General features: G+C 64.2%; 30 protein-coding genes, 1 tRNA gene, 1 pseudogene and 1 riboswitch. Of the genes and pseudogenes, 12 read left to right on the forward strand and 20 right to left on the reverse strand.

Annotated elements, in window-relative coordinates; translation table 11 throughout:
• Nucleotides 1-29 precede the first annotated feature (29 nt).
• Together K5X80_RS00540 and K5X80_RS00545 are read left to right on the forward strand one after the other, a co-directional pair.
• Complete coding sequence (locus K5X80_RS00540) at nt 30-1,523, forward strand: flavin-containing monooxygenase (protein ID WP_222558933.1); 1,494 nt, start codon at nt 30-32, stop codon at nt 1,521-1,523.
• 11 nt (nt 1,524-1,534) lie between these two features.
• The gene (locus K5X80_RS00545; RefSeq protein ID WP_222558934.1) at nt 1,535-2,296 is read left to right on the forward strand and encodes a competence/damage-inducible protein A; all 762 of its coding nucleotides are present in this window, start codon (nt 1,535-1,537) and stop codon (nt 2,294-2,296) included.
• 101 nt (nt 2,297-2,397) lie between these two features.
• On the opposite strand, the gene K5X80_RS00550 is transcribed toward K5X80_RS00545, so the two are convergent.
• The gene (locus K5X80_RS00550) at nt 2,398-2,940 is read right to left on the reverse strand and encodes a porin family protein (protein ID WP_222558935.1); all 543 of its coding nucleotides are present in this window, start codon (nt 2,938-2,940) and stop codon (nt 2,398-2,400) included.
• A gap of 251 nt (nt 2,941-3,191) precedes the next feature.
• Between K5X80_RS00550 and K5X80_RS00555 the strand changes: the two genes are divergently transcribed.
• Nucleotides 3,192-3,764, forward strand: a complete 573-nt coding sequence (locus tag K5X80_RS00555) for a hypothetical protein (protein WP_222558936.1) — start codon at nt 3,192-3,194, stop codon at nt 3,762-3,764.
• Between the two features lie 90 nt (nt 3,765-3,854).
• Here the strand turns inward: K5X80_RS00555 and rplA are convergent, their stop codons facing one another.
• From rplA to K5X80_RS00585, 6 genes are all read right to left on the reverse strand, one after another.
• Nucleotides 3,855-4,556 carry a 50S ribosomal protein L1 gene (gene rplA / locus K5X80_RS00560; protein WP_222558937.1) on the reverse strand — a complete coding sequence of 234 codons (702 nt, stop codon included), beginning with the start codon at nt 4,554-4,556 and terminating at the stop codon, nt 3,855-3,857.
• 4 nt (nt 4,557-4,560) lie between these two features.
• Nucleotides 4,561-4,992, reverse strand: coding sequence for a 50S ribosomal protein L11 (gene rplK / locus K5X80_RS00565; protein ID WP_222558938.1), 432 nt, complete (start codon nt 4,990-4,992; stop codon nt 4,561-4,563).
• Between the two features lie 204 nt (nt 4,993-5,196).
• Nucleotides 5,197-5,736 (reverse strand): transcription termination/antitermination protein NusG, encoded by a 540-nt coding sequence (gene nusG, locus K5X80_RS00570; RefSeq protein WP_222558939.1) that lies wholly within the window; start codon nt 5,734-5,736, stop codon nt 5,197-5,199.
• 34 nt (nt 5,737-5,770) lie between these two features.
• Entirely contained in the window at nt 5,771-5,965 is a 195-nt protein-coding gene (gene secE, locus K5X80_RS00575) for a preprotein translocase subunit SecE (RefSeq protein WP_222558940.1), read from the reverse strand.
• Nucleotides 5,966-6,199: 234 nt separating this feature from the next.
• Complete coding sequence (locus K5X80_RS00580; protein WP_222558941.1) at nt 6,200-6,349, reverse strand: hypothetical protein; 150 nt, start codon at nt 6,347-6,349, stop codon at nt 6,200-6,202.
• A 362-nt stretch (nt 6,350-6,711) separates the two neighbouring features.
• Nucleotides 6,712-6,787 (reverse strand) — tRNA-Trp (locus K5X80_RS00585).
• A gap of 142 nt (nt 6,788-6,929) precedes the next feature.
• Between K5X80_RS00585 and aat the strand changes: the two genes are divergently transcribed.
• Nucleotides 6,930-7,718, forward strand: coding sequence for a leucyl/phenylalanyl-tRNA--protein transferase (gene aat, locus K5X80_RS17025; protein WP_283249333.1), 789 nt, complete (start codon nt 6,930-6,932; stop codon nt 7,716-7,718).
• 35 nt (nt 7,719-7,753) lie between these two features.
• On the opposite strand, the pseudogene K5X80_RS17245 reads toward aat, so the two are convergent.
• The 4 genes and pseudogenes from K5X80_RS17245 to K5X80_RS00605 form a co-directional block, all read right to left on the reverse strand.
• Nucleotides 7,754-8,191: pseudogene (locus K5X80_RS17245) on the reverse strand (DUF2155 domain-containing protein); the annotation flags it as partial.
• Nucleotides 8,192-8,193: 2 nt separating this feature from the next.
• Nucleotides 8,194-8,592: an NADH:ubiquinone oxidoreductase subunit NDUFA12 gene (locus K5X80_RS00595; RefSeq protein ID WP_222558942.1), complete on the reverse strand. Its 399-nt coding sequence runs from the start codon at nt 8,590-8,592 to the stop codon at nt 8,194-8,196.
• A 41-nt stretch (nt 8,593-8,633) separates the two neighbouring features.
• Nucleotides 8,634-9,128: a DUF192 domain-containing protein gene (locus K5X80_RS00600; RefSeq protein WP_222558943.1), complete on the reverse strand. Its 495-nt coding sequence runs from the start codon at nt 9,126-9,128 to the stop codon at nt 8,634-8,636.
• Between the two features lies 1 nt (nt 9,129).
• Nucleotides 9,130-9,693, reverse strand: coding sequence for a regulatory protein RecX (locus K5X80_RS00605; protein ID WP_222558944.1), 564 nt, complete (start codon nt 9,691-9,693; stop codon nt 9,130-9,132).
• A 141-nt stretch (nt 9,694-9,834) separates the two neighbouring features.
• Between K5X80_RS00605 and K5X80_RS00610 the strand changes: the two genes are divergently transcribed.
• Complete coding sequence (locus K5X80_RS00610; protein WP_222558945.1) at nt 9,835-11,574, forward strand: fatty acyl-AMP ligase; 1,740 nt, start codon at nt 9,835-9,837, stop codon at nt 11,572-11,574.
• A gap of 157 nt (nt 11,575-11,731) precedes the next feature.
• Nucleotides 11,732-12,028 (forward strand): polyhydroxyalkanoic acid system family protein, encoded by a 297-nt coding sequence (locus K5X80_RS00615; RefSeq protein WP_222558946.1) that lies wholly within the window; start codon nt 11,732-11,734, stop codon nt 12,026-12,028.
• A 42-nt stretch (nt 12,029-12,070) separates the two neighbouring features.
• On the opposite strand, the gene K5X80_RS00620 is transcribed toward K5X80_RS00615, so the two are convergent.
• The 9 genes from K5X80_RS00620 to gcvT form a co-directional block, all read right to left on the reverse strand.
• Nucleotides 12,071-12,511, reverse strand: a complete 441-nt coding sequence (locus K5X80_RS00620; protein ID WP_222558947.1) for a DUF2721 domain-containing protein — start codon at nt 12,509-12,511, stop codon at nt 12,071-12,073.
• 73 nt (nt 12,512-12,584) lie between these two features.
• Entirely contained in the window at nt 12,585-13,316 is a 732-nt protein-coding gene (locus K5X80_RS00625) for a TonB family protein (RefSeq protein WP_222558948.1), read from the reverse strand.
• Nucleotides 13,317-13,381: 65 nt separating this feature from the next.
• A complete protein-coding gene (locus tag K5X80_RS00630; RefSeq protein ID WP_222558949.1) occupies nt 13,382-13,840 on the reverse strand; it encodes a nuclear transport factor 2 family protein in 459 nt (152 codons plus the stop codon).
• 37 nt (nt 13,841-13,877) lie between these two features.
• The gene (locus K5X80_RS00635; RefSeq protein WP_222558950.1) at nt 13,878-14,786 is read right to left on the reverse strand and encodes an NAD-dependent epimerase/dehydratase family protein; all 909 of its coding nucleotides are present in this window, start codon (nt 14,784-14,786) and stop codon (nt 13,878-13,880) included.
• Between the two features lie 15 nt (nt 14,787-14,801).
• Nucleotides 14,802-15,629: an SDR family NAD(P)-dependent oxidoreductase gene (locus tag K5X80_RS00640; RefSeq protein ID WP_222558951.1), complete on the reverse strand. Its 828-nt coding sequence runs from the start codon at nt 15,627-15,629 to the stop codon at nt 14,802-14,804.
• An 82-nt stretch (nt 15,630-15,711) separates the two neighbouring features.
• The gene (gcvPB, locus tag K5X80_RS00645; RefSeq protein WP_222558952.1) at nt 15,712-17,265 is read right to left on the reverse strand and encodes an aminomethyl-transferring glycine dehydrogenase subunit GcvPB; all 1,554 of its coding nucleotides are present in this window, start codon (nt 17,263-17,265) and stop codon (nt 15,712-15,714) included.
• Nucleotides 17,262-18,620 (reverse strand): aminomethyl-transferring glycine dehydrogenase subunit GcvPA, encoded by a 1,359-nt coding sequence (gcvPA, locus tag K5X80_RS00650; RefSeq protein ID WP_222558953.1) that lies wholly within the window; start codon nt 18,618-18,620, stop codon nt 17,262-17,264. The genes gcvPB and gcvPA overlap by 4 nt, the downstream gene beginning before the upstream one ends.
• A gap of 60 nt (nt 18,621-18,680) precedes the next feature.
• Nucleotides 18,681-19,052, reverse strand: a complete 372-nt coding sequence (gene gcvH, locus K5X80_RS00655; RefSeq protein ID WP_222558954.1) for a glycine cleavage system protein GcvH — start codon at nt 19,050-19,052, stop codon at nt 18,681-18,683.
• A gap of 4 nt (nt 19,053-19,056) precedes the next feature.
• Nucleotides 19,057-20,226 carry a glycine cleavage system aminomethyltransferase GcvT gene (gcvT, locus tag K5X80_RS00660; protein WP_222558955.1) on the reverse strand — a complete coding sequence of 390 codons (1,170 nt, stop codon included), beginning with the start codon at nt 20,224-20,226 and terminating at the stop codon, nt 19,057-19,059.
• Between the two features lie 155 nt (nt 20,227-20,381).
• Nucleotides 20,382-20,489: riboswitch (glycine riboswitch) on the reverse strand.
• 213 nt (nt 20,490-20,702) lie between these two features.
• Here gcvT and K5X80_RS00665 point away from each other — a divergent pair.
• The 6 genes from K5X80_RS00665 (at nt 20,703) to K5X80_RS00690 (ending at nt 26,440) form a co-directional block, all read left to right on the forward strand.
• Complete coding sequence (locus tag K5X80_RS00665) at nt 20,703-22,214, forward strand: aldehyde dehydrogenase family protein (RefSeq protein ID WP_222558956.1); 1,512 nt, start codon at nt 20,703-20,705, stop codon at nt 22,212-22,214.
• A 257-nt stretch (nt 22,215-22,471) separates the two neighbouring features.
• A complete protein-coding gene (locus K5X80_RS00670; RefSeq protein ID WP_222558957.1) occupies nt 22,472-23,932 on the forward strand; it encodes a helicase HerA domain-containing protein in 1,461 nt (486 codons plus the stop codon).
• A gap of 292 nt (nt 23,933-24,224) precedes the next feature.
• Nucleotides 24,225-24,653 carry a flagellar hook-basal body complex protein gene (locus K5X80_RS00675; protein WP_222558958.1) on the forward strand — a complete coding sequence of 143 codons (429 nt, stop codon included), beginning with the start codon at nt 24,225-24,227 and terminating at the stop codon, nt 24,651-24,653.
• Nucleotides 24,650-24,943, forward strand: coding sequence for a flagellar basal body rod C-terminal domain-containing protein (locus K5X80_RS00680; RefSeq protein ID WP_222558959.1), 294 nt, complete (start codon nt 24,650-24,652; stop codon nt 24,941-24,943). The genes K5X80_RS00675 and K5X80_RS00680 overlap by 4 nt, the downstream gene beginning before the upstream one ends.
• A complete protein-coding gene (locus K5X80_RS00685) occupies nt 24,940-25,716 on the forward strand; it encodes a flagellar hook-basal body protein (protein WP_222558960.1) in 777 nt (258 codons plus the stop codon). Before K5X80_RS00680 ends, K5X80_RS00685 begins: the two co-directional genes overlap by 4 nt.
• A 7-nt stretch (nt 25,717-25,723) precedes the next feature.
• Nucleotides 25,724-26,440, forward strand: coding sequence for a hypothetical protein (locus tag K5X80_RS00690; RefSeq protein WP_222558961.1), 717 nt, complete (start codon nt 25,724-25,726; stop codon nt 26,438-26,440).
• The last annotated feature ends 25 nt before the right edge of the window (nt 26,441-26,465 follow it).

The raw sequence follows: 26,465 nt of genomic DNA on the forward strand, positions 1-26,465 counted from the left end.
CGGAAGCGAAACCGGCCTAGCGCATAATCATGCCCGAGGCCCATCCCGCAGCCCAACCCGATCTCGACGTCCTGATCGTCGGCGCCGGTATCTCCGGCATCTCGATGGCGGCGCATCTTCACATGCGCTGCCCGGGCCTGCGTTATGCGCTTGTCGAACGGCGCGAACGGCTGGGCGGAACATGGGACCTGTTCCGCTACCCCGGCGTGCGTTCGGATAGCGACATGTACACGCTCGGCTTCGGCTTCGAACCGTGGACCGATGCCGATGCCATCGCGGATGGCGACAGCATTCTGGCCTATCTCGATCGCGTGGTCGGCAAATATGGCATCGCTCCGCACATGCGGCTGGCCACGCGCGTTCTGGCCGCCGATTTCAGCACAGCGCAGGGCCTGTGGCACGTCACGACAGAAGATCGCGATGGCCCGCGCGAGCTGACGGCGCGCTTCCTCTATCTCGCTTCGGGCTACTACGATTACGACAGCCCGCACGATCCCCCCTTCCCCGGGCGCGAAAATTTCGCCGGGCAGATCGTGCATCCGCAATTCTGGCCCGAGGATTGCGATTATACCGGCAAGCAGGTGGTGGTGATCGGCTCGGGCGCGACCGCCGTCACGCTCGTGCCCGCGATGGCGCAGCGTGCCGCGCATGTCACCATGCTCCAGCGCACGCCCACATGGATGAGCGCGCAACCCCGGCGGGACCGCATGGCGCGGATCGCTCAGGCGCTGCTCCCTGCGTCTCTTGCCCACCGGCTGATCCGCGCCAGGAATGTTCGCTTTCAGGACTGGGTGTTCAGGACCGCGCGCAAATCCCCCGCCCGCATCGCCGCCTTCCTGACGCGGGCCACGCGCAAGGCGCTGGGCCACCGCTATACCGAAACCGATTGGCAACCGCCCTATGGCCCGTGGGAACAGCGCCTGTGCCTGGTTCCCGATGGCGACCTGTTCGCCGCCATTCGTTCGGGTCGGGCCGATGTGGTGACCGATCGCATAGCCCGGTTCGACGCAAGCGGGATTATGCTGGAATCGGGCCGCCACCTCGATGCGGATATCATCGTCACCGCCACCGGCCTGCGGCTTGCCATGGCCGGGCAGATCAAGGTCACGCTGGACGGCGTGCGGGTAAACTGGCGCAAGCATTTCTACTATCGCTCGTGCATGTTCTCCAATGTGCCCAATCTGGCGGTTGCTTTCGGCTACCTCAATGCGGGCTGGACGTTGCGCGCCGATCTGACGGCCGCCTATGTCTGCGATGTGCTGAATGCGATGCAGGGCAAGGGGGCGGCCATCGTGCGCCCCGACCTGCCCGCCAATCATGGGCTGGAGGAGGATAACGTCTACCAGTTCTCCTCCGGCTATATTCAGCGCGCGCTGCCGCTGATGCCGAAAAGCGCCACGGCGCTGCCATGGCGGCTCAATCAGGATTACCTGGAGGACCTGCGCGATTATCGCCGCCGCCCGGTGGACGATGGCGTGCTACGGTTCGAAACCGTGGTGGCGGATAGGCAGAAAATCGCCTAACGCTGGCAGATATGAAAGAGACCCAGCGTATCTGGACGGCAGCGGCCGTCATCATCGGTGACGAAATTCTTTCGGGCCGCACGCATGACAAGAACATCGCCCAGATCGCCACCTGGCTGCAGGTGCAGGGCATCCGGCTGACCGAAGTGCGCGTGGTGGCGGACGATATGACCGCAATCGCCGAAGCGGTGAACGCGCTGCGGGTGAAGCACGATTATCTTTTCACCACCGGCGGTATCGGCCCTACGCACGATGACATAACCGTGGACGCCATTGCCGCGGCACTGGGCATCGAAGTGGTGATCCACCCCGAAGCCCGCGCCATGCTGGAAGACTATTACACCACGCGCGGCGGGCTGAATGAGGGCCGCCTGCGCATGGCCCGCGCGCCGGCAGGAGCCGATCTCATCCCCAATCACTATTCGGGCGCGCCGGGGATCAAGCTCGGCAATATCTACATGATGGCGGGTGTACCCCATATCACGGCGGGCATGCTCGACGGCCTCACCGGCACGCTGGAAGGCGGCGCACCGCTGCTGTCCGAAGTGATCGGATCGTGGGTGCCCGAAAGCGAAGTGGCCGTGCTGCTGCGTGACGTGGAACAAGCCCACGAAGGATGCCAGATCGGCAGCTATCCCTTCTTCCGCGAAGGGAAAAGCGGGGCAAATTTCGTGATCCGTTCGACCGATCCGGATGCGCTGAAAAGCTGCGTCGACACGCTGTGCGAAGGATTGGGCGAGCTGGGCTGGGATTTCACCCCCGGCGGGATCTGATCCCTCGGTTCTGCACTGCTTTACCCTTTTCCTGCTCTCCGGACACAAAAACGGGGGCGAACCGGTGGTTCGCCCCCGCGTTGTGTTGGCTTACGAAAGTCTTAGAACTTCGCGCCGATGGCGACCACGCCCTGGTGGCGCTCAACGCCCTGTTCGTAGTTCGAGTAGCGGTACTCGATCTTGCCGAACAGGTTCTGGCCGAAGTTGTGCTGGTAGCCCGCACCCAGACGGAAACCGTCAAGGTTCACGGCGTCATAGGTTTCGCCGGCGTAGGTCGCCTTAACGCGAGCATTGGTGTAACCGCCCAGAGCATAAAGCTTGGCGGCTTCGCTCAGGTTGGTGCCAAAACGCAGCGTGGCCGAAATGTCACGACCCGACTTGATGCAATCACGCTCACCGTCGATACGCACGCATTCCTTGGTGCTGCTATCCGACAGGCCAGCTTCCAAGGCAGCGAACAGGTTGTTGCCCAGCGGCACTTCGTAACCGGCGGAAACGCCGTAGAGAACGCCTTCGTCGTTGCCGAGGACCGAGGTGTCCACCGCGTCAAGACCGGTTTCGACCTGCACATAAGCCTGTGCGTGAGCGGCGGCGGGCAGAACAGCAGCAGCGGCTGCAAGAGCAGCAAGAGTGATCTTCTTCATAATTTCCTCAAATGTCTTCAAGTATTGCGAACATTTTATGGCCTTGTATTTTTGAGTGGCCATGGGCGGCCTGCTACGCCAGAGGCTCGGCGGGGTCAAAGCCTCGTAGCCCCTTCCGGCCAAGACAGATTCTTTTCGTTGCCATTCTGCAACACAGTGATGCACAGATGCATTGCAACGGAAATGGAAGTGCGGTTTTCAGCATAAAACGGAGCTTTGCCTCTCCAGCCGCTTTCCGGTAACTCCCCGCCATGGTTTCGTTCCGCAAAGGCAATAAAGGTCTGGTTGCCGCAAGCCTGTCTCTGGCTGCCTGCACCACGCCGCACCAGCTTCCGCTGGAGGATTTCGAGGCCACGCTCGATTCGCATGTCAGCGCAACGGAAGCGCTGACCGAATGGTGCAAGGCGCATAACATGGGCAATCCGCCTATCATCCGGGCCGTCCAGCTTCACGATGCGGTTTCGCAGCTTCCCCCCGATCTGCACGGCCTGCTCGCGGTCCCGACAGACAGCCCTCTGGGCTATCGCCATGTCCGGCTGGTTTGCGGCGATGTCGTCCTGTCGGAAGCGCACAACTGGTATGTGCCCGCGCGCCTGACCGAAAGCATGAACGCCACGCTCGAACAGACGGAAACGCCGTTCGGCAAAGCCGTCGCCGCACTGCATTTCACCCGGCGCAAGCTTGGGGGAGAGCGCGGCTCGGGGCCGGGTTGCCCGGCGGGGACAATCCTGACCCAGCGCGCGCTGCTCACTCGGCAGGATGGGCAGCCGATCAGCCTGGTGGTGGAATGCTACACCGCCGCCAATCTTACTCCCGGCTGGTAGCCCAAGCCGCTCTGCGCCAACGCCACCCTACAAACAAAAGGGGCCGGAGGTTTCCCTCCGGCCCCTTTTGTTTGGACTATCGCCCGGCGCTTATGCGCCAGCGACGTCCGCCGTATCGATCTTCAGGCCCGGGCCCATCGACGAGCTGAGCGAGACCTTGCGGACATACTTGCCCTTGGCGCCCGACGGCTTGGCCTTGACCACCGCATCGACCAGCGCGTTGAAATTCGCCTTGATCGCGTCGTCGCTGAACGACATCTTGCCGATCCCGGCATGGATGATGCCCAGCTTTTCCACGCGGAATTCGATCTGGCCGCTCTTGGCGTCCTTCACGGCCTGTTCCACGTTCGGCGTTACGGTGCCGAGCTTCGGGTTCGGCATCAGGCCCTTGGGACCCAGCACCTTACCGAGACGGCCAACCACGCCCATCATGTCCGGGGTGGCGATAACGCGGTCGTAGTTGAGATTGCCGGCCTGCATGTCTTCCATCAAGTCTTCCGCGCCGACCTTATCGGCACCGGCAGCAAGAGCCTTGTCGGCATTGTCGCCACGGGCGAACACGGCCACGCGCACATCCTTGCCCGTGCCCGACGGCAGCGAGACCATGCCACGCACCATCTGGTCGGCGTGACGCGGATCGACGCCGAGGTTCATCGCGACTTCGATGGTTTCGTCGAACTTCACCGTGGCGAGTTCGCGCAGCGTCTTGAGCGCGTTGTCGAACGTGTGCAGCGCCTGATTGTCACCGAGCTTTTCGGCGAGCATCTTCTGCTTCTTGGTCAGCTTGGCCATAATCTCAGCCCTCCACCACTTGCAGGCCCATCGAACGGGCCGAGCCTTCGATGATCTTCGTCGCCTGTTCGATATCGTTGGCGTTGAGATCCTTCATCTTCACTTCGGCGATCTCGGCGAGCTTGGAGCGCGCGATCGTTCCGGCCGAAACCTTGCCCGGTTCCTTCGAACCCGACTTGAGATTGGCGGCCTTCTTGATGAGGAAGGTAGCGGGCGGCGTCTTGGTGACGAACGTGAAGCTGCGATCCGCATAGACCGTGATGATGGTCGGGATCGGCATCGCCTTTTCAAGTTCCTGCGTGGCGGCATTGAACGCCTTGCAGAATTCCATGATGTTCACGCCGCGCTGACCCAGCGCGGGGCCGATCGGCGGCGACGGCGTGGCAGAGCCGGCAGGCACCTGCAGCTTGATATAACCTTCGATTTTCTTGGCCATGGGGCCACTCCTTTCACACTGTCGGATCACGCGCCGGGCAAGCCCGGCACCCCATCCTCATGTTTAGCGGTCTGACGGACGGACCGGCTGGCCGGCCCTGATCCTTCCGCATGAATCCCTTGCGGGAAGCGCGCGCCCTAGTCGAAAGGGCGCACAAAAGCAATGTCGCGATGCACAATCCGGCCCGCCGGCCGGAATGCGGCGTTACTTGACCAGTTCGACCTGTTCGAAATCGAGTTCGACCGGCGTGGCGCGGCCGAAGATCGAGACCGAAACCTTGACTTTCGACTTGTCGAAATCGAGCTCTTCCACCACGCCGTTGAAGCTGGCGAAGGGGCCATCAAGCACTTTGACCGAATCGCCGATTTCGTAATCGACGCTGACCTGGCGCTTGGGCTGCGCGGCGGCTTCTTCCGCCGCCCCGAAGTAGCGCGCGGCCTCTTTCTCGGAAATCGCCTGCGGCTTGCCGCTGGCGCCGAGGAAGCCGGTCACTTTGGGGGTGTTCTTGACGAGGTGATAGACATCGTCGTTCAGCTTGAGCTTGGCCAGAACGTAGCCGGGCATGAACTTGCGTTCGATCTGGACCTTCTTGCCCCGCTTCACTTCGGTCACGGTTTCGGTCGGCACTTCGACCTGTTCGACGCCTTCGGACAGGCCCAGACGTTCCGCCTCGGCCAGAATCGAATCGCGCACCTTGTTCTCAAAGCCCGAGTAGGCGTGGATGATGTACCAGCGTGCGGCCATAGTCCTGTAGTCCGTATCCCGTGTTGTAGATGTGTCAGGCGAGCGAAAGCAGCCAGCGCACGACCGCGCTGAACAGAGAATCGATACCCAGGAAGAACAGCGACAAGACCAGCATCAGGATACCCACGAAAATCGAGGTCCGGATGGTTTCTTCCCGCGTAGGCCACACCACCTTGGAGGCTTCGGTTTTGACCTGACGAAAAAATTCAAGGGGACTGGTCTTGGCCATGTGACGTTACGACTCTTGCCATTCAAACACTGACACCTTCCGCCTAGGGGCCATCGCCACCCCGGAACAGGTCCGGGAGGGGCAGATTGGCTCCGATGTCGGAATGCAGCGGGCATTTAGCCATGCATGACGCGTTATGCAAGGCTGACAGGCACAGACATGGTCATTCGGCCCCGCCAGACCGGTTGGATTTGGATGGATTGCAGCGCTCCGCCCGCCGCACGGCCCGAACGGTCAATGATAACCGAGCAGGCGCTCCCAAAATGTCGGCTGGTGCATGGGCTGGATCGGGCCATGCTTCTGATAGCGCAGGCTGGGATCGGAATGGGGGCGCGGCAGCGTCCACTGGTCGGGGCGACTGCTACGGAAAGTCAGGCTGCTCATTGGCCATACTCCTCGATGTAGATGCGTCCTACCGCACAAAACGCACAACTCGTCCCGAGGTTCCCGATTCGTCCGGAGTTTGCTCGCGGAATTTTTGCGCTTTCCCTGCGCCGCCGATCACCGTTAGGGGAAGGGCCGCAAGCGCTGTCAGGAGTTCGCTGCGGGCTTTCGCGAGATCATCCCACCGCCACCCGGCCCGCCGGCTTGAAGGCCGCGGCGAACTGTCCGTTCCCTGACGGGGTCAGAATACCGAAAAGCGACAACGTCCCATAGTCCAGCACGCGCCAGCCATGGGTTGTAGATCATGCCCTGCGTTTCCGGGAGAACCTCGGAGCCCGGCAAAGGCTGATTTTAGGGGAATTTGGCAGGAGTGGCAGGATTCGAACCCGCGGCCCTCGGTTTTGGAGACCGATGCTCTACCAACTGAGCTACACTCCTGTGGGTGGACGGGCCTGTAGTGCGAAGCGGAAGGCTTGGCAAGGCACGTTGCGCGAAAGCCGGAGGCGATCGGCGAAAACAGCGCATTTCCTGTTCCCGGCCCGTCTGCTAGGCTGATGAGGTGCATGCACCGGTGTCATCGATTATCCCGCCCGACCTGCTGCTGAAAGCGTATCGCAGCGGCATATTCCCGATGGCCGATTCCCGCGACGATCCCGAAATCTTCTGGATCGAACCCAAACGGCGGGCGATCCTGCCGCTTGATGGCTTTCATTGCTCACGCTCGCTGGCAAAAGCGCTCAGGAGCGAGCGGTTCACCGTCACCTGCAATGCCGCGTTCGACGATGTAATCGCCGCCTGCGCGGCTCCCCGGCCCGACCATCCGGATAGCTGGATCAGCGAACGGATCGCCGCCAGTTATCGCACTTTGCATGCCGCCGGCCATGCCCATTCGATCGAATGCTGGCAGGGCGGCAAGCTGGTCGGCGGCCTCTATGGCGTGGGCTTCGACCGGGTGTTCTGCGGAGAAAGCATGTTCAGCCGCGTCACCAACGCATCGAAAATCGCACTGGCATGGTTGGTGGCTGCGTTGCGCCATGCCGGGGTGGAACTGCTGGATTGCCAGTTCATCACCGGCCATCTCGCTTCGCTCGGCGCGATCGAGATCAGCCAGAACGCCTATCTCGACCGGCTGATGCAGGCCCAGGATCAGCGCGGCGCAGGCTGGCTGTCGTTGCCCGAAGGGTTCGCGGCGTTGCTGGCTGCCGCCGGGGCTGCTGTTTCGCCGGCAGGTGACGCCGGAACCGGGGGAGCGGCGGGCGCGACAGGAGATTTGGGCGCGGGTGTGGACGGCGTAGCACCGGAGGGTGCGTTATCGCCCGCTTCCTCACCGGGGAAGTTCATCGCGCAATCCTTGACCCACACATCGTAGATCGGATGTTCGACCACGTTCAGGGAAGGCGAGTTCTTGAACAGCCAGCCTGAAAAGATGCGCTGCCAGCGCAGCGGTTCATCGACCGTGGCCCGCTGCTGCACCATCACCTGAACGAAAGCCCCCGTTTCCGGCGGCTTTTCCCATGGTGCGGTGCGTTCGCATGCCTCCAGCTTGACGACGATATTGCCGATCCGCTGCGCTTCACCGGGTTTGAGCTTGAGATCCTGCGTCAGATTGTTGCGCTTGTTCAGCACACCGATCGTCGCCACCCGTTCGGCCATCGGCGTGCCGATTTCGGCCGCCGCAGGCTGCTGCGGCCTGGCGCCGAGTTGCCCGGCCAGTTCCTTGGGCAATTCTGTTTCAGGCTTGGCCGATTGCTCCGCAGGCTCCTGCGAACAGGCCGCCAGAAACATGGCTCCCACAGCCAGGGGCAGCATCACGGCCCGCATGGACGGCCTGAACCGCCGCATGGTCAGGAATCCGGCGCCCAGGCTTCGTAATCGCCCGTGGCGGCAGCACGCCTGCCTCCGCGCTCCAGAGCGCCCTGCGGACGATAGGCCTGCGCTGTCCCCGTGGCGTTGGGCGTGTATTCCACTTCCCAGATCTTCGGCGGCGGCAAACGGCTTTCGGGCACGTCGTCGAACGCGCCGTGCAGCCAGCCATGCCATTCTGAAGGCACGCGGCTGGCGTCGTTGGCGCCGTCATAGATCACCCAGCGGCGTTCCTGCCCCCGGGCGTTCGGCTTTTTCGAGCGATAGTAGCGATTGCCCTGCGAATCGGTGCCGACCTGCACGCCTGTCATCGCACTGTTGACCAGCGTGCCGATGGTGGCGCCGTCCCACCAGGTGAAGATCTTCGAGAGGATTCCCATGCTGCGCGCGTTAGCTTGTGTTCAGCCTCGCGGCAAGCACCTCACCACTTTACCTGTGCCCCGGGGCCGATCCCCAGCGCCGCCGCCCGGCCGCCGTTCAATTCCAGAACCGCTTTCACCATCCCGGCGGAACTGCGCGGTTCCAGCGAATAAGGCTCCGCATTGGCGTTGATGTTCAGCACCCGCCCGTCGGTGCCGATAAAAATGATATCCAGCGGGATTACGGTATTTTTCATCCAAAAGCTGGCATCGCGCGGCGGATCGAACGGAAACAGCATGCCTTCATCCGCCCCCATCGCGGTGCGGAACATCAGCCCCTTGGCCTGCTCCGCCCCCGTGCGCGCCAGTTCGACCCGGAAATGATGCGCCTTGCCGCCATGGCTGACAGTCAGCGGCACCACCTGCAGGCCCGATTCGGTGTGAATATCGGCCGCAGGGGTCGAGGTCGATCCGACCGGCGGCGCGGCCTGCGCGCTTTCCCCCGCGCCGGGCGAGCAAGCGGCCAGCAAAAGCAGTGCAACGGGCCAGATACGCATGCTATTCCTCCTGTGCCTCTTCCACCCAGCGTTCCGCCGCGTCGACACTTTCCGCATAGACCATCGCCGCGGCACAGCCCCGCTCATGGCCCGCCCGCACCATCGCCGCAATCTGCTTTTCGCGTCGGGCCGGATCAGGCGGTTCGGCACCGAACGGGCCGAAGCGGCGCTTGCGGGCGAGCGTGAACGCCGCGTGCCGCTGTTCGGCCACGCCCGGCAACACGCTGCCGTGCAGGTTTTCCGCAATGCCTGCCATGCCCAGCACCTCGCGCACGCGGCGCGGGCCATAGCCCCGCCGCAGCAGCCCGGCACTGCGCATGCGGGCGAAACTTTCATCATCGATATAGCCGCGCGCGGCGAAGCGGGCGACCAGTGCGGACAGATTGGGGGAGCCTTCGCCGGCCCATCCGCGTTCGCGCAGCTTGCGCGCCAGATAGTGTTCCAGCTTGCGCGCACTGGTGTCAAACCGCGCCACATAAGCCAGTGCCAGTTCCTCCAGACGCGCGTCATCCAGAGGACGAACCGCCTTCCCCGCGCCACGAGATGATGGGGATTCCTTAACCATTGGCCTTATTCGTGCCACAGTCCCGTAAGAATGGAAGAGCCCCGTAGCACGCCCATTTCATCGCGAGAGGGCCTGCCGCACACAATTTTGAGCGAAACTCGGCATAAATAATCGAGTTAGACCAACAGGTTGAGCAGAAATATGACCGATAGCGCCCTTCAACCGACGCCCAATCGCTGCGTTCTGCCGCGTCGTTTTTCGGATTTCGCCACATTCGGCGAAGCGCTCGACTATGCCGCGCAGGGCAGCCGCGGGCTGAATTTTCACGATCCGCGCGGCAATCTCGCCCGGGTTTATCCTTTTGCCGAACTGCGCGAGGATGCGCTGGGCATGGCCCATCGCCTGATCGCACGCGGGATCAGGCCGGGGGACCGGATCGCGCTGATCGCGGAAACCGGAGTCGATTTCGCCGCACTGTTCTGCGGCACGATCTATGCCGGGGCATGGCCGGTGCCCTTGCCCCTGCCGACCAGCTTCGGCGGCAAGGACAATTATATCGACCAACTGGCGGTGCAGCTGGCCAGTTCCGATCCCGAAATGCTGCTGTTCCCGGCGGAAATCGCGGAAATGGCGGGCGCCGCCGCCGCGCGCCAGGGCTGTGCCGGGGTCACTTACGAAGATTTCCGCGCGGGTGAGGCGGCCGAAGGCACCCTGCCCGAACAGAAGCCCGACGATATCTGCTATCTCCAGTATTCCAGCGGATCGACGCGCTTCCCCCATGGCGTCGCGGTGACGCATCAGGCGCTGCTCGACAATCTGGCCGGGCACGGCATCGGGATGAAGCTGGAACCGGACGATCGCTGCGTCTCCTGGCTTCCCTGGTATCATGACATGGGTCTGGTCGGCTGCCTGCTGTCGCCCATCGCCAACCAGGTTTCGACCGATTACCTCAAGACCGAGGATTTCGCCCGCCGCCCGCTGGCCTGGCTGGACATGATCAGCCGCAATCCCGGCACCACGCTCTCCTATTCGCCGACGTTTGGCTATGACATCTGCGCCCGCCGCATTTCGAGCCAGAGCCACGTGTCCGAACGCTTCGACCTGTCGCGCTGGCGCATCGCGGGCAACGGCGCGGACATGATCCGCCCCGACGTGATGCAGGGCTTTGTCAACGCCTTCGCCGAAGCCGGGTTCAAGGCATCTGCTTTCCTGCCCAGCTACGGCCTGGCCGAAGCGACGCTGGCCGTCACCATCATGCCGCCGGGCGAAGGCATCCGCGTGGAACTGGTGGAAGAAGAACGCCTTTCGGGCACTCCGCGCGATCTGTCGCGCCCGGCCCGCTACCGTGCAATCGTCAATTGCGGCAAGCCGGTGAAGGATATGCGGGTCGAAATCCGGGGCGAAAACGGCCAGCCCAAGGCCGAACGCCAGATCGGCAAAGTCTGGTGCAAAGGCTCCAGCGTGATGCATTCCTATTTCCGCGACCCCGCCGCGACCGAGGAATGCCTGGTCGATGGCTGGCTCGACACCGGTGACATGGGCTATATGGCTGATGGCTATCTGTTCATCGTTGGCCGGGCCAAGGACATGATTATCATCAACGGCAAGAACCACTGGCCTCAGGATATCGAATGGGCGGTGGAACAACTTCCCGGCTTCAATCACGGCGATATCGCCGCTTTCTCGGTCGAGACGGAAAACGGGGAGGAAGCGCCCGCCGTGCTCGTCCATTGTCGCGTGTCCGACCCGGACAAGCGGGTGGAACTGCGCGAACAGATCCGCGACAAGGTCCGTTCGATCACCGGCATGAACTGCGTGGTCGAACTGGTTCCGCCGCGCACTTTGCCGCGCACCAGTTCCGGCAAGCTGAGCCGGGCCAAGGCCAAGAAGCTCTACCTTTCGGGCGAGATCGAACCTTACAAGCTGCTCGAAGCGGCCTGAGACCTGTGCATCATCGCCAACCGCCCGGCCTCATCCGCCGGGCGGTTTGCCTTTGCGCCGAACCGCCGTATTCCCCCGCGCAAAAAGCGCTTTCCGCCGTGCGGCGAGCCTGCCATTCTCCGCCCGTTACATATCCAGCAGGAAGGATTACCCTTACATGCGCGTCACCGTGCCCCACGAACTGACCCGGGAAGAAGTCCGCAAGCGGCTGCACGAACGTGCGCAAGATCTGGCGGGGAACGTGCCCGGCGGCATGGCAGAGGTGACCACCAACTGGGTGAGCGACGATCAGGTGGATCTCACTATCGCGGCGATGGGCCAGAACCTGACGGGCAATATCGTGATCGAAGACGGGCAGGTGGTGATCGACCTTGCCCTGCCGCTGGCGCTCACCTTCGTCGAGCCGATGATCGCCGGGACAGTGAAGGAACAGGGCCAGAAATTGCTGGCCTGATCCGCCATGCGGCGCCTGCCATAATGGCGGGCGCCCGGCCCTTCAGAGTTTGCGATCCCATTCCATGAAGCTGTGCGGAATGCGCAGGCTAGCCGACGCGATTCGCGTTTCGCGCACGAACAGCAGCAAGGCATACATCATCAGCGCGATGGCAAGCGTGAACGCCACCGCCGTCGCCCGATTGAGATTGAGCGAGGTGAAGCCATCGAGGAACAGCATGGCGATCACCACCCCGATCGTCAGCCCGCTGATCAGCATGGTGAGGATAGCGCGGCCGATGATCGCGATACGCCGGTCGAGCATGCGCATTTCGCGAACCACCGCATCGTGATCGCTGCCTTCGGTCTGCCCGTGCCGCTCTATGAGAAAGCGGGAACGATCGACGATCCGGCTCAGCCGGGTCGACAGGATATTCATGACATTGCCGATCGCCACGAGGACGAAAACCGGCGCAAGAGCGAGCTGTATGGTGTGGGCGATCACCCCGCCAGCTTAACACCAGTTTGGCGGGCCTGCGCAAGCGGGCAACGCGTTCCGCGCATTTCCGATAGCCGCATCAGTAAAACCAGCGCTGACGCCAGGCATATTTCCCGGGCACCGCGTTGCCCTGCGCATCCATCGCCGGACGGAAACGGAAACGCTCGCTCGCCAGGCGGCAGGTGATCGTATCGGCCGCCGGGTCGGGGCTCGGCTGGCTCACCCGGCAATCGGTCACGCGCCCTTCGGCATCCACCGAAAGGAGGATGATGACGCTGTGCCCGACCCGCTGCGCGCGGGTGGCCTTGGGATAGTCGCGCGCCGAATTGATATCCCCGGCGATCTTTTCCAGCTTGCGCACCGGCATGCCGCCGCCGCCCGCACCGCCGCGCCCGCTGCCCGGGCCACTGCCCGCACCGCCCGCGCCCGGCCCGGTGCCCGCCTCCGTCGCGCCCGCGCTGTTATCGGGCCCGGTTGCGGCACGGGGCGGCGCAGGTGTTTGTGCAATGGGCAGTTTGGTTTTGGGGGCCGCCACCTCGCGCGGGGCGGCCTTGCGCCCGGCATCACCCGCAGCCCCTTCATCCGGGGCGGGGTCGGGCTGCTGCTCCGGCTGGGCCGGAGCTGGTTCAGGCGGTGGAGGAACGGCAACATCGAACACCGACAGCGCCCGATTGATAGTGGCGGTGGTGAAACCGGGCGCAAAGGCCCGCATCAGGCCATAAAGCGCCGCCAGATGCAGCAGGACGATAGCGAAGGCGAAACCGAGGCGCGCGGCGCGCGGCGGCCTGAGATCGAGATCGTCTGCTTGCACCCGGCCACTGTCCTACAGCGATGGTGCGGGTGCAAGCCTGATGGGTGCGAGGTTGACCGGCGGCGTTACTGCCGCCCGGAAAATTCCACCGGGCGGGTTTCCGTCCAGTCGAGCACCAGCACGCGGCGGGCGATCTTCCACGCGCCGTCGATCAGGCGCAGATCGTCCTGATAGCGGATCGCCCAGACCAACGCGGTATGCGGGTGGCCATCGCCTGCGGGCGGCTGGATATGGCTGGCGGTGCAATAGGTTTCGCCCTTGGCTGTCGTTTCCGACAGCAGTTCCACCGTCTGGTTATGGACGAGGTGTTCCGTCGCCAGGAACATATCGCGCAGCATGCCGGGAATTTTGAGGATCGCCTCCGTGCCTTCGATGATAACGCCGACGGAATCGATCACCGCATCGGCGGCCATCACCTGCCCCAGCAGTGCAGGCTCGTTCGCGTCCACCGCCCGCGCGTAGAGCGAGGCGTTACGGCGATAGGCCAGTTCAACATAATCCTGCGCGGTCAGACCGATGCTCATACCGCAATTCTCCCATTTTTCGTGATAAGTGCCCCGCTCAGCGTGAGCGGTATTGGGCGACGATTTCCTCGACCGCCGCAGTGATATCGTTGCGGCGATAGCCGAGCAGCGCGGTTTCCGCCGGATCGGGCTCGTAGCGGACATGATTGCCCCGGCCGGTGTAGAGGCCGACATCGGGCAGGAACGGATGTTCCTTGTCCAGCGCAGGCACCGGGGCCGGATTGCCCGCCGCCTTGAAGAACAGGCCGAAATATTCCGCGAAGCCGAGGTTTTCATCCCCGACGAGATAGGCTTTGCCATTCTCCCCCCGCTCCAGCGCGCCGGCGATCGCCTCGGACAGCGAACGGCAGGAGATGAAATTGATCCCGCCTGCCGGGCCATAAGGCTCCAGCCCTTCGATCTTCCCTTCGGCATAGCGGACATAGCCTTCGAACATCGGCAGGCTCATGCCCGGCACGGTGCCGACCACGAACGGGGCATCGAGACTGCAGACGTGGAAATCGGGGCCCGCCAGCGCGATGATCCCGTCCACAGCCAGCTTGCGCGAACGGATGTAATCGTTGGTTTCCAGCAGTTCCGGCGCGATATGTGGGTAGAAGCTGCCGATATGGACGAAGCGCTTCACCCCGGCTTCCTTGCACAGGGCGGCAAAGGCCGGGACGCATTCGGCATTGGAATGCAGCACGTGCTGCGCAAAATTCTGGCCCTTGGGCAGGTGGCGGATATCGTTGCCCGCGGCGAAAACCACGGCATCGAACGGCGCCACCTGCTCGCGGGTGAAAGTGCCCGCCATGAAATCGCCCTGAAGGAAGGGGAGCCCGGCCAGATCGGTCGTCGCCTGCGGCGGACGCCGCCCGGCAATCGTGACGTCATGGCCCAGCGATTGCAGATGGAGCGCCGCATGGCCCCCGATCATGCCGGTTCCGCCCACCACCAGGATTTTCACAGCGCTTCTCCCGCCTCAGAAATTGAAGCCGTTGCCGCTGACCACCGGCACATTGGTCCACAGCCCCTTGGGATCGCGATACCAGCCACCGGCCGCCAGCGCGCCGCCATCGAGATTGATCGTGGTGCCGGTGATCCAGCCCGCCAGATCGGACGCCAGGAACAGCGCCGCACCCGCCGCATCTTCCGGCTTGCCGAAGCGGCCCAGCGGAATCCAGCGGCCAATATGATCCTTGTGCTCTTCGGCGACCAGCGAATGCACGGGCACCTGCGGGGTTTCGGTGGTTTCGGGCGCAATCGCGTTGACGCGGATGTTCTGCGGCCCGAGTTCGAGCGCAAGGCTGCGGGTGAAGCCGGTGATGCCATGCTTGAATGTGGAATAGACCGTGGTGTTCGGAATGCCGCGAAACGCCTCGATCGAGGAGATCGAGATCACGCTGCCGCCCGAACGCAGCAGCGGGATCGCCGCCCGCGTGGCGAGGAACACCGTTTTCATGTTGGTGGCGTAAAGCGCGTCCAGTTCTTCGTCGGTGACGTACTGGAAGGGCTTGGCGATGCCGAGGAAATCACCGACATTGTTGACCAGCACATCGAGCCCGCCGAAGCGATCCTGGACCTGTTCCATCAGCGCATCGATTTGCGCGCGTTCGCGCACATCGGTCTGCGAAACCAGCGCGGTCACGCCCGCCCCTTCCAGCGCGGCGCGCACGTCGGCCACGCGTTCGGCATCCAGTTCGGCGATCACCACATTGGCGCCCGCCTTGCCGAACGCTTCGGCAATGCTGCGCCCGATACCAGCCCCGCCACCCGTGACGAGAACAGTCTTACCCGTGAAATCCAGCATACAATCTCCCAATTTTCGGTGACCCTAAGGGCTTGTCCGCCGGGGGGCAACGGTGAAGTCCCCCCGGTGCGCGTCTTTGCGATCAGCCTTGCCAGACCAGCCGTGGCTTGCGCGCGGCCAGCGTTTCGTCGAGCCGCCTGCGCGGCGCGAGCGTGGGGGTCTGCGCCAGCGCGGAATCGCCCGCCCGCGCCCGTTCGGCAATATTACGCAGCGCCCCGATGAACTGATCGAGCGTGGCCTTGCTTTCGCATTCGGTCGGTTCGACCAGCATCGCGCCATGGACGACGAGGGGGAAATACATCGTCATCGGATGGAACCCTTCGTCGATCAGCGCCTTGGCGACATCGATCGTCGAGAGGCCATCGGCAAAGCCCTTGTCGCTGAACAGGGCCTCGTGCATGCACGGGCCGGAAGCGCCGAACGGGGCATCGAGCACGTCATCCAGGCTGCGCAGCATGTAATTGGCCGAAAGCACCGCGTCTTCCGCCACCTGCTTCAACCCATCCGCCCCGTGGCTGAGGATATAGGCCAGCGCACGGGTAAACATGCCCATCTGGCCGTGGAACGCGCTCATCCGGCCGAATGCCTGCTCACCCCCAGCCTCGGCCGCGCCTTCTTCCTCGACCAGATGATAGCCATCGGCCGTCTGCACCACGAACGGCAGCGGCGCAAACGGGGCCAGAGCTTCGGACAGGACCACCGGCCCGCTGCCCGGCCCGCCCCCGCCATGCGGGGTGGAAAACGTCTTGTGCAGATTGATGTGCATCGCATCGACGCCGAGATCGCCGGGGCGGACCTTGCCGACGATGGCATTGAAATTCGCCCCGTCGCAATAGACGAACGCGCCCGCGGCATGAACCGCATCGGAAATCGCTTTCATATCGCGTTCGAACAGGCCGCAGGTGTTGGGATTGGTGATCATCACCGCCGCTACATCGGGGCCCAGCCGCGCTTTCAACGCTTCGAAATCGACGCGCCCATCGGGCGTGCCGGGGATGCTTTCGACGCGATAATTGGCGAAAGCCGCCGTTGCCGGATTGGTGCCATGCGCGCTTTCGGGCACGAGGATCACTTCGCGCGCATCGCCGCGCGCTTCCAAAGCGGCGCGGATGCACAAGATGCCGCACAGTTCGCCATGCGCGCCCGCCTTGGGGCTCATCGCCACGCCCGCCATATTGGTGAGGCGCAGCAGCCATTCGCCCAGTTCCGCCATCACGCCCAGCGCGCCCTGCACCGTGGTGATGGGCTGCAACGGATGGAGATCGGCAAAGCCGGGCAGCCGCGCCACTTTTTCGTTGAGGCGCGGATTGTGTTTCATCGTGCATGAGCCGAGCGGGAAAATGCCGAGATCGATGGCATAGTTCTGGCGGCTGAGCCGCGTATAATGGCGCACCGTTTCCGGTTCGGAGAGACCGGGCAGCGCCAGCGCATCGTCCCGCTCCAGCCCGCCGAGACGGTTGGTGGCCGCCATGTCGGGCACGGGCAGATCGACGCCGCAGGTCTCCGCCGTACCCAGTTCGAACAGCAGTGGTTCTTCCAGCAGCAGCCCGCGATTGCCGGTGACGGTGCCCGTTACATCCTGCACCATGTCGTTCGCGCCCAGCGAAGGACGCCAGCCCGAGGGATTGATGCTCATGCCAAGGCCTCCTCAAGCCCGGCGGCAAGGGCTTCGATGTCTTCCTCGCTCACCGTTTCGGTGACAGCGACGAGCAGTCCGCCCGCCAGTTCGGAATGATCGGGATAGAGCCGCCCGAGCGACACGCCCGCCAACACGTCCTTCGCTGCCAGCGCGCGCACCACGGCCCGCGCATCGCCTGCGATCTCCAGCGCGAATTCGTTGAAGAACGCGGTGTTGACCAGTTTCACCCCCGGCACTTTCGCCAGCCTGTCCGCCGTGCGGCAGGCCAGACGATGATTTTCCGCCGCCAGCGCGCGCAGCCCCTTTTCGCCCAGCAAAGTCATGTGGATCGAAAACGCCAGCGCGCAGAGGCCGGAATTGGTGCAGATGTTGGACGTCGCCTTTTCGCGGCGGATATGCTGTTCGCGCGTGGACAGTGTGAGCACGAACCCACGCCGCCCGGCGGCATCCAGCGTTTCGCCGACCAGCCGCCCGGGCATCTGCCGCACGTATTTGTCCCGCGTGGCGAACAGGCCGAGATAGGGCCCGCCGAATTGCAGCCCAACGCCGAGCGACTGCCCTTCGCCGACCACGATATCCGCGCCCATCGCGCCCGGACTGCGGATCGCGCCAAGAGCCACCGGCTCCGTCACCACCGCGACCAGCAGTGCGCCCGCCGCGTGCACGGCATCGGCCAGCGCGGACAGATCGCCGATCCGGCCCAGAATATCGGGATACTGGACGACGACACAGCTCATATCCGCATCGATCCGGCCAATCAGCGCCGCCGTGTCGGGCTCCGCCGCGAGTTCCGGCACGGTGTACGCGATCGCATCGCCGGTGAAGCGCGCCATTGTCTGCACGGTCGAAACGTAGTGCGGGTGGAGCCCGGAGGAGAGAAGCGCCTTCTTCCGCTTCGTGATCCGCGCGGCCATCGCAATCGCTTCCCAGCACGCGGTGGAACCGTCGTACATCGAAGCATTGGCGACATCGCAGCCGAACAGACGCGCGACCTGCGTCTGGAATTCGAACAGCATCTGCAACGTGCCCTGCGCGATTTCCGGCTGATAGGGCGTGTAGGCTGTCAAATATTCGCCGCGCTGGATCAGATGGTCGACACTGGCGGGGATATGGTGGCGATAGGCCCCCGCGCCGAGGAAGAAAGGCACGCTCCCCGCGTTGACATTGCGCGCGGCCAGCCGCGTCATATGCCGTTCGACCGCCAGTTCGTCCGCATGGCCCGGCAGGCCTTCGACCGGCCCGGCAAGGCGCGCCGTTTCCGGCACATCGACGAACAGCACATCAACCGACGGCGCGCCGATCCGCGCGAGCATATCCGCCCGGTCAGCCTCGGTCAGAGGGAGGTAACGCATCCTGTTTCCTTACATCTCGATCGCGCCAGCGCTCAAAGGCCAGCGTTCAAAGGCCAGCGTTCAAAGGCTTTCGACGAACGCCTTGTAGGCGGCTTCGTCCATCAGCCCATCAAGCTCGCCCTTGTCGGCGATGGTCAGCTTGAAGAACCAGCCCTGGCCTTCGGCATCGGAGTTCACCAGCGCCGGGTCTTCTTCCAGATTCTGGTTGCCGGAAACGACCGTGCCGCCGATCGGGGCATAGACGTCGGACGCGGCCTTGACCGATTCCACCACAGCGGCTTCCTGCCCCTTGGTCAGCACCGCGCCTTCATCGGGCACTTCGACGAAAACGATATCGCCGAGCTGGCTCTGGGCATAATCGGTGATGCCCACGGTCGCCGTGTCGCCATCGACTTCGATCCATTCATGTTCATCGGTGAAATAACGCGGCATGGGTTCAGGCTCCCTGTCGGTGGTACTTGTGGGGGACAAAAGGCATCGCGGTCACGCTGGCGGCCAGCTTGCGCCCGCGCACTTCGATTTCGAGCGTGGCGCCCGGCGCGGCATGGGCGGCATCGACCATGGCCATGGCAATCGGGCGTTCGAGCGTGGGCGAAAACCCGCCCGAGGTCACCACCCCGATTGGCGCGCCATCGGCCAGCACGGGTGCCCCTTCGCGCGCGGGCAGGCGGCCGTCGAGCAGCAGACCGATACGCTTGCGCGCCGGGCCCGCCGCCAATTCGGCAAGAATCCTTTCAGCGCCGGGGAAACCGCCTTCCGCCCGGCGGCGCTTGTTGATCGCGAACATCAGCCCGGCTTCGACCGGCCCGGTTTCGGGCGTCAGGTCATGGCCATAGAGTGGCAGCCCCGCTTCCAGCCGCAGCGAATCGCGCGCGCCCAGCCCCACGGGCATCACCGCTTCATCAGCGCAGAGCGCATCGGCCAAAGCCGCGATATCTTCGGCGCGGACGGAAATCTCGAACCCGTCCTCCCCGGTGTAGCCGGAGCGCGAAATGCCCAGCGGGCGCCCCTGCCACAGGTAGGGCGCGGCCTGCATGAACGTCAGCCCATCGACGGCGGGAGCATCGGCCATCGCCGGTTCCAGCCCAAGCCGCACCAGCACGGCCGCCGCTTCGGGCCCCTGCAGGGCCAGTAATCCGTGTTCATCGAGATGGTTGAGCGTGATGTCGTCCGGCAGCGCGTCACGCAAGTGGGCGATATCGTCCCACTTCATCGCACCGTTGACGACCAGGTAATAGGTGCCACCGCGATTGGTGACCATCAGATCATCCAAAATGCCGCCCTGCTCGTCCAGCAGCAGCGAATAGCGCATCCGCCCCGGCGCGAGGCCCGCGATATCGCCCGGCAGCACCGCTTCCAGCGCGGCCACCGCGCCCTCGCCCGAAATTTCGAGCTGGCCCATGTGGCTGACATCGAACAGGCCCGCCTTGCTCCGGGTCCAGAGATGTTCCTCGATAATCCCGCGGAACTGCACCGGCATCCAGTATCCGGCAAAATCGACCATCCGCCCGCCGTGCGCGCGATGCCAGGCATCCAGCGGCAGCGGCTCGGTCGGCAGATCGATCGCGTCGTCCGCTTCGTCGAGCTGGGTTTGCAAATCGCTCATCACACTACTCCCGACACGTGGCGCCAACGCGCTGCTCTAGCGCGTTTTCCTCGCCACACCCCCTCTGTCGGGAAACCTGAGAGCTTGACCGGCGGCCATGGCCGCAAGCTTACCCCTTCGGTGGGGCGGTATCCCGCCCGCTTTCCAGAGTGCCCACACGCAACGCGGTCCTTTTGCCTGAGAGTTTCCGGGGCGGTTGCTCCTTCGGCGTCCCGAACGGCAGGCGGCAGGCCCGCATCCGGAATCTCTCCCACGCTGCGCCCGGAGCCTTGCGACTCCGGAAAGACAGCCCGTGCTTTCCCAATGTGCCCGCACAGAGTCAATCGGCCAAAACCCGGATATCGACATCTTGCGGTCATCCCCTTCCGCTTATGACGCGGCGAGGATATCAGCCCACTGGACAGCGCCGGCGCGACCGCCGATATTAGTTACAGCATACAATAAATCACCCCTGCTTCATTTGGAGAGACCCGCACATGCCCCAAGCCGCAACGCTCGCTTACACGCAGCCCGCCTATTCGGCCGCTGTGGAGAAGACGCTGGGCCGCAAACCGCAATTGTTCATCAACGGCGAATGGGTCGATTCGAGCCATGGCGCGCTGCTCGATGTGGAAGACCCTTCGACCGGCAAGGTCATCAGCCAGATCGTCGACGCGTCGGAAAAGGATGTCGATCGCGCGGTCGCCGCCGCCCGCATCGCGTTTGACGATGGCCGCTGGTCCTCGCTGCCCGCCCTGCAGCGCGAAAAGACCATGATCCGCCTTGCCGAACTGATCGAAGCCAATGCCGACGAACTGGCCGAACTGGAAGCGATCGACAACGGCAAGCCCAAAAGCATCGCGGGCGCGGTGGACGTGCCGGGCGCGGCCAACCAGATCCGCTTCATGGCGGGCTGGGCGGGCAAGCTCGCCGGGGAAACGCCCACCCCCTACGGCCTGCCGCAGGGCGCGACGTTCGCTTACACCCTGCGCGAGCCGGTGGGTGTCTGCGCGCAGATCGTGCCGTGGAATTTCCCGCTGCTGATGGCCTGCCAGAAGATCGCCCCGGCGCTGGCCGCCGGATGCACGCTGATTCTCAAGCCCGCCGAACAGACATCGCTCACCGCGCTGCGCCTCGCCGATCTGGTGGCCGAAGCCGGATTCCCCGCCGGGGTCATCAATATCATCACCGGCCTTGGCGAAACCGCGGGCGACCGGATGGTGCGCCATCCCGATGTGGACAAGGTCGCTTTCACCGGTTCCACCGATGTCGGCAAGCTGATCGGCCGCAACGCCACCGACACGATGAAGCGCATCACGCTGGAACTGGGCGGCAAATCGCCCGTGATCGTAATGCCCGATGTCGATATCACCCAGGCATCGCAGGGCGCGGCCAGCGCGATCTTCTTCAATTCGGGCCAGGTCTGCGTCGCCGGTTCGCGCCTCTATGCGCACCGTTCGATCTACGACCGGCTGCTCGAAGGGCTGGCCGAAGCGACTCCGCGCTGGGTCCCTCGCCCCGCGCTCGATCCTGCCGCACAGATGGGCCCGCTGGTTTCCAGCGAACAGTATGACCGCGTGATGGGCTATATCGAAGCGGGCAAGCGCGACGGCGCCAGCGTGGTGATCGGCGGCGACAGCCCGTCGAACGACGGCTACTATGTCAATCCCACCGTGCTGGCCGACGTGAACCCGCAGATGAGTGTCGTACGCGAGGAAATCTTCGGCCCGGTCGTCGTCGCTCAACGGTTCGACGATCTCGACGAAGTGGCGAAGGCCGCCAACGACACCTGCTACGGCCTTGGCGCGGGCGTGTGGACACGGGACATTTCCGTGATGCACAAGCTGGTCAGCAAGATCAAATCGGGCACCGTGTGGGGCAACTGCCACACCGTGGTCGATCCCGCTCTGCCCTTCGGTGGCTACAAGCAGTCCGGCATCGGCCGCGAACAGGGCCGCCAGGGGATCGAACCCTATCTCGAAACCAAGACGGTGTTCATCCAGCTCTGATAGCGCCGAGCTTTCAACCACCGGATACGGAAGGGGCTGCCCACGGGCGGCCCCTTTTTGTTTGGGCCGGGTGCGAATGGGGTATCTGCCTTGAAGGTGCACCTTCTCATCGTCACCCTGAATTTGTTTCAAGGTCCATTTCTCCAGATCAGGCTTCGGTTCGTGGGGTGAAATGCAGGCGCTTTCTCCCCACAAAAAGCGCGGATAATTCGCCCCGCCCTCTTGGGCAGGGCAGTCCGCACAGCTACCAGCGGGCCGTGGACGCGCAGATTCTCATAGGTCAGGATTCGGCGGGGCAGGATATCTCGATCGATCTCGAGGAACTGCTCGCCACGCGCCTGCTCGTGCAGGGCAACAGCGGTTCGGGCAAATCCCACCTTTTGCGCCGCCTGCTGGAAGAAAGCGCCGGGCGCGTCCAGCAGGTCATCGTCGATCCCGAAGGCGATTTCGTGTCGCTGGCCGAACTGTTCGGCCATGTCGTGGTCGATGGCGAGGCCTATTCCAGCGCGGAAATCGCCACGCTGGCCGCGCGCACGCGCGAACATCGCGCTTCCGTGGTGCTGGCGCTGGACGGGCTGGATGTCGAACAGCAGATCCGCTGCGCCGCCACGTTCCTCGGCGCGCTGTTCGATGCCCCGCGCGAACACTGGTATCCCGCGCTGGTGGTGGTGGACGAAGCGCAGATGTTCGCCCCTGCCGTGGCGGGCGAAATCAGCGAAGACACCCGCCGGATGACGCTGTCGGCGATGACCAACCTGATGTGCCGGGGGCGCAAGCGCGGCCTTGCCGGGATCGTCGCCACCCAGCGGCTGGCCAAGCTGGCCAAGAACGTCGCCGCCGAAGCCTCGAACTTTCTGATGGGGCGGACTTTCCTCGACATCGACATGCTGCGCGCCGCCGATCTGCTGGGTATGGAGCGGCGGCAGGCTGAACTGATCCGCGATCTGCAACGCGGCTCGTTCCTCGGGCTCGGCCCGGCCATCTGCCGCAGGCCGATTGCGGTCAGGATCGGCCCGGTCCGCTCCGGGGCCAAAGTCGCTTCGGCCACGCTGGTGCCTTTGCCATCCGCTCCGCCGGAAGAAATGCAGGCCCTGCTTCATGCCGAACTCGCCGCGGCAGCAGCGGAACGCCCGGCGATGCCTGATCCGATCGTGCCCACGCCGCGCGGCCCTGCGCTAAGCGAACTGGCCGAACGGATCGCGGATTTCGATGGGGAACCGGAAAGCGCCGCCGGAGAGGGAGGTGCCACCGACACTGGTGGGCCGGGGATCGACGATGTGCTGCGCGAAATGGCGGCGGAACGCGATTGCATGTTCCACCCCACCAGCACGCTTTACCAGAATTTCCTCTCCCGCTGCCGGGCACTGCGTATTCACTCGCGCGGGCTGGACATGATGCGGTTCCGCCGTGCGCTGGCCATTGCGCTGGTCGATCTCGACCATCTCGACCCCGATACCAAGGCCCGTATTCAGCAATTGGGCGCCGGGTTGGATGACGACCTTCTGGCCCCCTTCCTCGCCATTGCCCGCTCCGCCGCCGAAGGGCTGAGCGGCCCGGATGACGAGGAACTCGGCCGGGTCTATGGCACCAATTCACCCGGCCGCATCCGCCGCCTGCTCGAACATCTCGAAAAGAAGGGCCTGCTCGTAGTACGGGAGGATTTCGGCGGCGGGCGCACACTGATAGTGCCCGGCATTTCCGCCTCGGTCGACGGCTGACCGCTTTCGGCGCTGTCCGCGCCATTGCCCGCCATTGCCGACCGGCCAGACACGCAAAGGCGCGGCAGGGAAAAGTCTTGGGGGGCCCTGCCACGCCCAAAGCATTCTCCGACACCGACGGGAAAAGTTTAGCGCATCACCACCCTCCAGCGGTGGAAAACCGCCGATATGGAGACGCTTTTCCCCCTTTCTCGATACCTCGCGAAAAATGATCCATAACGGATTGAACCTCATTTGACCGCGGCAGGCATGCTCCCCCACCCAAAGGGCCAAGGCACTGCTTGGGGGTTTTATGCCGGGGCTGATCGAAGCTGCGACGGGAATATTGGCGTCATCGGAACGGCGCGTGGCAACGGCCGCGCAGAACATTTCGAACGCGGCAACGCCCGGTTACAAACGGCAGGTCGCTTTCACCCACCTGCTTGACCGTGCGGCAGGCCCGGATGCGCACGAGACTCGGGCAACGCAACTTTCGTTCCTGTCCGATTTCGCGCAAGGCAAGCTGCGCGATACAGGCCGCCCGCTCGACCTTGCCTTGTTCGGCCCCGGCTTTCTCCGCCTGCGCGATGGAGAAAGCTACGTCTATGCGCGCGGTGGATCGTTCGCCATCGGCGCGGATGGCGCAGTGATCGACAGCATGGGCCGCGTGCTGCAGGAGGCGGGCGGCGGCGATCTCATGCTTGAAGGGCCTGCCCCGCAATCGCGGGCGATGGCAGCGTGATCGAAAATGGCCTGCCGGTGGCGACGATCGGCCTGTTCGAACCCATTTCACCCTCCACACTGGCCGCGCTTGGCGGCGGGCTGTTCCGCGCGCCTGAGGCCGCGATGCAGGCCGCTGCCACCAGCGTGATCCATCAGGGCCGGCTCGAAAGCGCCAACGTGGTGATGAGCGACGAAATGATCGCGATGATGGCCGCCTCCCGCCAGGCGGAAGGCGGCGCGCGGCTGGTGCAGTTCTACGACCAGCTGATCGGGCAGGCGATCACCACTTTCAGCAGGAGCGGCAAATGAACGGGGCATTCGAAATCGGCGCCGTAGCGCTGCGGGCAGACCAGAAGGCGCTGGAACTGCTGGCGAACAACATCGCCAATGTGAACACGCCCGCGTTCAAGCGGTCGGATGCCCGCTTTGCCGCGATCCTTGCCAATCAGGTACAACCAGATGGCACGCTGGCCACCGCCGTTGCGGCTGATGCCGCCGCTCTTAATGGCGGGGTCCGCCTCGCCCCCCATGCCATGCTGTTCGCGCAGGGCGAATTGCGCCCCACTGGCAACACGATGGACCTGGCCATCGACGGGCAGGGCTTTATCGAATTGATGGGGCCTGCCGGGCAGACGCTACTGTGGCGCGGCGGCACTCTGCGGGTGGATGAAGATGGGGCGCTGGCCACGCGGGAAGGCCTGCCCCTGCGCACTGGGATCACTGTCCCGGCGGATGCCACCAGCCTTACCATCACCGCTGAAGGCGTGGTCAAGGCCGGAACCTCCGGCGGGGAAGTGATCGAACTGGGGCAGATCGCGCTGGTCCGGGCAGAACATGAAGGCGCGCTCGAACAGATGGACGGCGGCCTGCTCCGCCCCACCGATGATGCGCAGCTGCGCGATGCCGTTCCGGGTGAGGATGGCGCGGGCCTGTTCGTGCAAGGATCGCTCGAAGGCTCCAATGTCACGCTGACGGACGAAATGGTCCAACTGCTGATGATCCAGCGCGCTTTCGCCGCCAATGCGCAAGCCTTGCAGACGGCCGACCAGCTCGCCGCCATCACCAACAATCTCAAGAAGTAATGCCGGCATGCGCTCTCTTTCCGCTGCCGCCGCACTGATCGCCTGCGTCCTCCCCGCCGGCCTCACCGCGCGGGAAGGCGCGCCGCACACCGCACCCAACATGGACGCCCACAGCATGCATCTGGCGGAGCGCACGATCCGGGTGCGCGATCTGGCACGCTTGTCGCCCGATGAAGAGTGGCGGTTCGGGGCGCTCCCCGTGGCGTGGATGCCGGATGGGCGTAGCACGCTCGACCTGAACGCCGAACGCCGCGCGGCCCTGCTTCGCCGCCGGGTGCCGGGCTATCCCTTCCCTTTGCTTGTCGAGGGGCCAGCACGATTTGTCGCGCAGCCTGCTGCAACCATGGGCGGCCCCGCACGCGCCTGTTTCGCACTTCGGCACAATCTGGCGGCGGGCGGCTATGTGACAGAGGACACGGTCACTGTCGTACCGTGCCAGCCCACTGTTCCTGTCTCGCTATCGCTCCGCTTCGATCCTGCGGTGGGAGCCACGCGTGCCGATGCCCCGCTTGATGCGGGGGTCTATCTCGGCCCGCTTGCTTTGCGCCACGGTGGCATTGTCGAACAAAGCAGCAGTCTGACACTGGCGATCACCGCCGGGCCGGTGCGGATAGAGCGCCATGTGGCGGCGATGCAACCCGCACGCAGCGGCCATGCGCTGTTCGTGCGCACAGCCGATGGGGCCATTCTCGCCGCCCCGCTTGCCACGGGTGCGGACCGATAAGCCGCCCGTGCCGCCTCGTGCTGGC

Origin of the sequence: Caenibius sp. WL, from assembly GCF_019803445.1 — a bacterium.
In the GTDB taxonomy this organism is placed as follows: domain Bacteria; phylum Pseudomonadota; class Alphaproteobacteria; order Sphingomonadales; family Sphingomonadaceae; genus Caenibius.

What these genes read in the sequence shown, in the direction of transcription:
- K5X80_RS00690 (WP_222558961.1), top strand. Translation starts at nt 25,724, where the DNA reads ATGCGCTCTCTTTCCGCTGCCGCCGCACTGATCGCCTGCGTCCTCCCC.
- gcvT (WP_222558955.1), bottom strand. Translation starts at nt 20,226, where the DNA reads ATGAGCGATTTGCAAACCCAGCTCGACGAAGCGGACGACGCGATCGAT.
- K5X80_RS00630 (WP_222558949.1), bottom strand. Translation starts at nt 13,840, where the DNA reads ATGAGCATCGGTCTGACCGCGCAGGATTATGTTGAACTGGCCTATCGC.
- K5X80_RS00540 (WP_222558933.1), top strand. Translation starts at nt 30, where the DNA reads ATGCCCGAGGCCCATCCCGCAGCCCAACCCGATCTCGACGTCCTGATC.
- K5X80_RS00610 (WP_222558945.1), top strand. Translation starts at nt 9,835, where the DNA reads ATGACCGATAGCGCCCTTCAACCGACGCCCAATCGCTGCGTTCTGCCG.
- nusG (WP_222558939.1), bottom strand. Translation starts at nt 5,736, where the DNA reads ATGGCCGCACGCTGGTACATCATCCACGCCTACTCGGGCTTTGAGAAC.
- secE (WP_222558940.1), bottom strand. Translation starts at nt 5,965, where the DNA reads ATGGCCAAGACCAGTCCCCTTGAATTTTTTCGTCAGGTCAAAACCGAA.
- K5X80_RS00600 (WP_222558943.1), bottom strand. Translation starts at nt 9,128, where the DNA reads ATGCGTATCTGGCCCGTTGCACTGCTTTTGCTGGCCGCTTGCTCGCCC.
- rplA (WP_222558937.1), bottom strand. Translation starts at nt 4,556, where the DNA reads ATGGCCAAGCTGACCAAGAAGCAGAAGATGCTCGCCGAAAAGCTCGGT.
- rplK (WP_222558938.1), bottom strand. Translation starts at nt 4,992, where the DNA reads ATGGCCAAGAAAATCGAAGGTTATATCAAGCTGCAGGTGCCTGCCGGC.
- K5X80_RS00545 (WP_222558934.1), top strand. Translation starts at nt 1,535, where the DNA reads ATGAAAGAGACCCAGCGTATCTGGACGGCAGCGGCCGTCATCATCGGT.
- gcvH (WP_222558954.1), bottom strand. Translation starts at nt 19,052, where the DNA reads ATGCCGCGTTATTTCACCGATGAACATGAATGGATCGAAGTCGATGGC.
- K5X80_RS00595 (WP_222558942.1), bottom strand. Translation starts at nt 8,592, where the DNA reads ATGGGAATCCTCTCGAAGATCTTCACCTGGTGGGACGGCGCCACCATC.
- gcvPA (WP_222558953.1), bottom strand. Translation starts at nt 18,620, where the DNA reads ATGCGTTACCTCCCTCTGACCGAGGCTGACCGGGCGGATATGCTCGCG.
- gcvPB (WP_222558952.1), bottom strand. Translation starts at nt 17,265, where the DNA reads ATGAGCATCAATCCCTCGGGCTGGCGTCCTTCGCTGGGCGCGAACGAC.
- K5X80_RS00675 (WP_222558958.1), top strand. Translation starts at nt 24,225, where the DNA reads ATGCCGGGGCTGATCGAAGCTGCGACGGGAATATTGGCGTCATCGGAA.
- K5X80_RS00615 (WP_222558946.1), top strand. Translation starts at nt 11,732, where the DNA reads ATGCGCGTCACCGTGCCCCACGAACTGACCCGGGAAGAAGTCCGCAAG.
- K5X80_RS00550 (WP_222558935.1), bottom strand. Translation starts at nt 2,940, where the DNA reads ATGAAGAAGATCACTCTTGCTGCTCTTGCAGCCGCTGCTGCTGTTCTG.
- K5X80_RS00605 (WP_222558944.1), bottom strand. Translation starts at nt 9,693, where the DNA reads ATGGTTAAGGAATCCCCATCATCTCGTGGCGCGGGGAAGGCGGTTCGT.
- K5X80_RS00555 (WP_222558936.1), top strand. Translation starts at nt 3,192, where the DNA reads ATGGTTTCGTTCCGCAAAGGCAATAAAGGTCTGGTTGCCGCAAGCCTG.
- K5X80_RS00685 (WP_222558960.1), top strand. Translation starts at nt 24,940, where the DNA reads ATGAACGGGGCATTCGAAATCGGCGCCGTAGCGCTGCGGGCAGACCAG.
- K5X80_RS00665 (WP_222558956.1), top strand. Translation starts at nt 20,703, where the DNA reads ATGCCCCAAGCCGCAACGCTCGCTTACACGCAGCCCGCCTATTCGGCC.
- K5X80_RS00640 (WP_222558951.1), bottom strand. Translation starts at nt 15,629, where the DNA reads ATGCTGGATTTCACGGGTAAGACTGTTCTCGTCACGGGTGGCGGGGCT.
- K5X80_RS00580 (WP_222558941.1), bottom strand. Translation starts at nt 6,349, where the DNA reads ATGAGCAGCCTGACTTTCCGTAGCAGTCGCCCCGACCAGTGGACGCTG.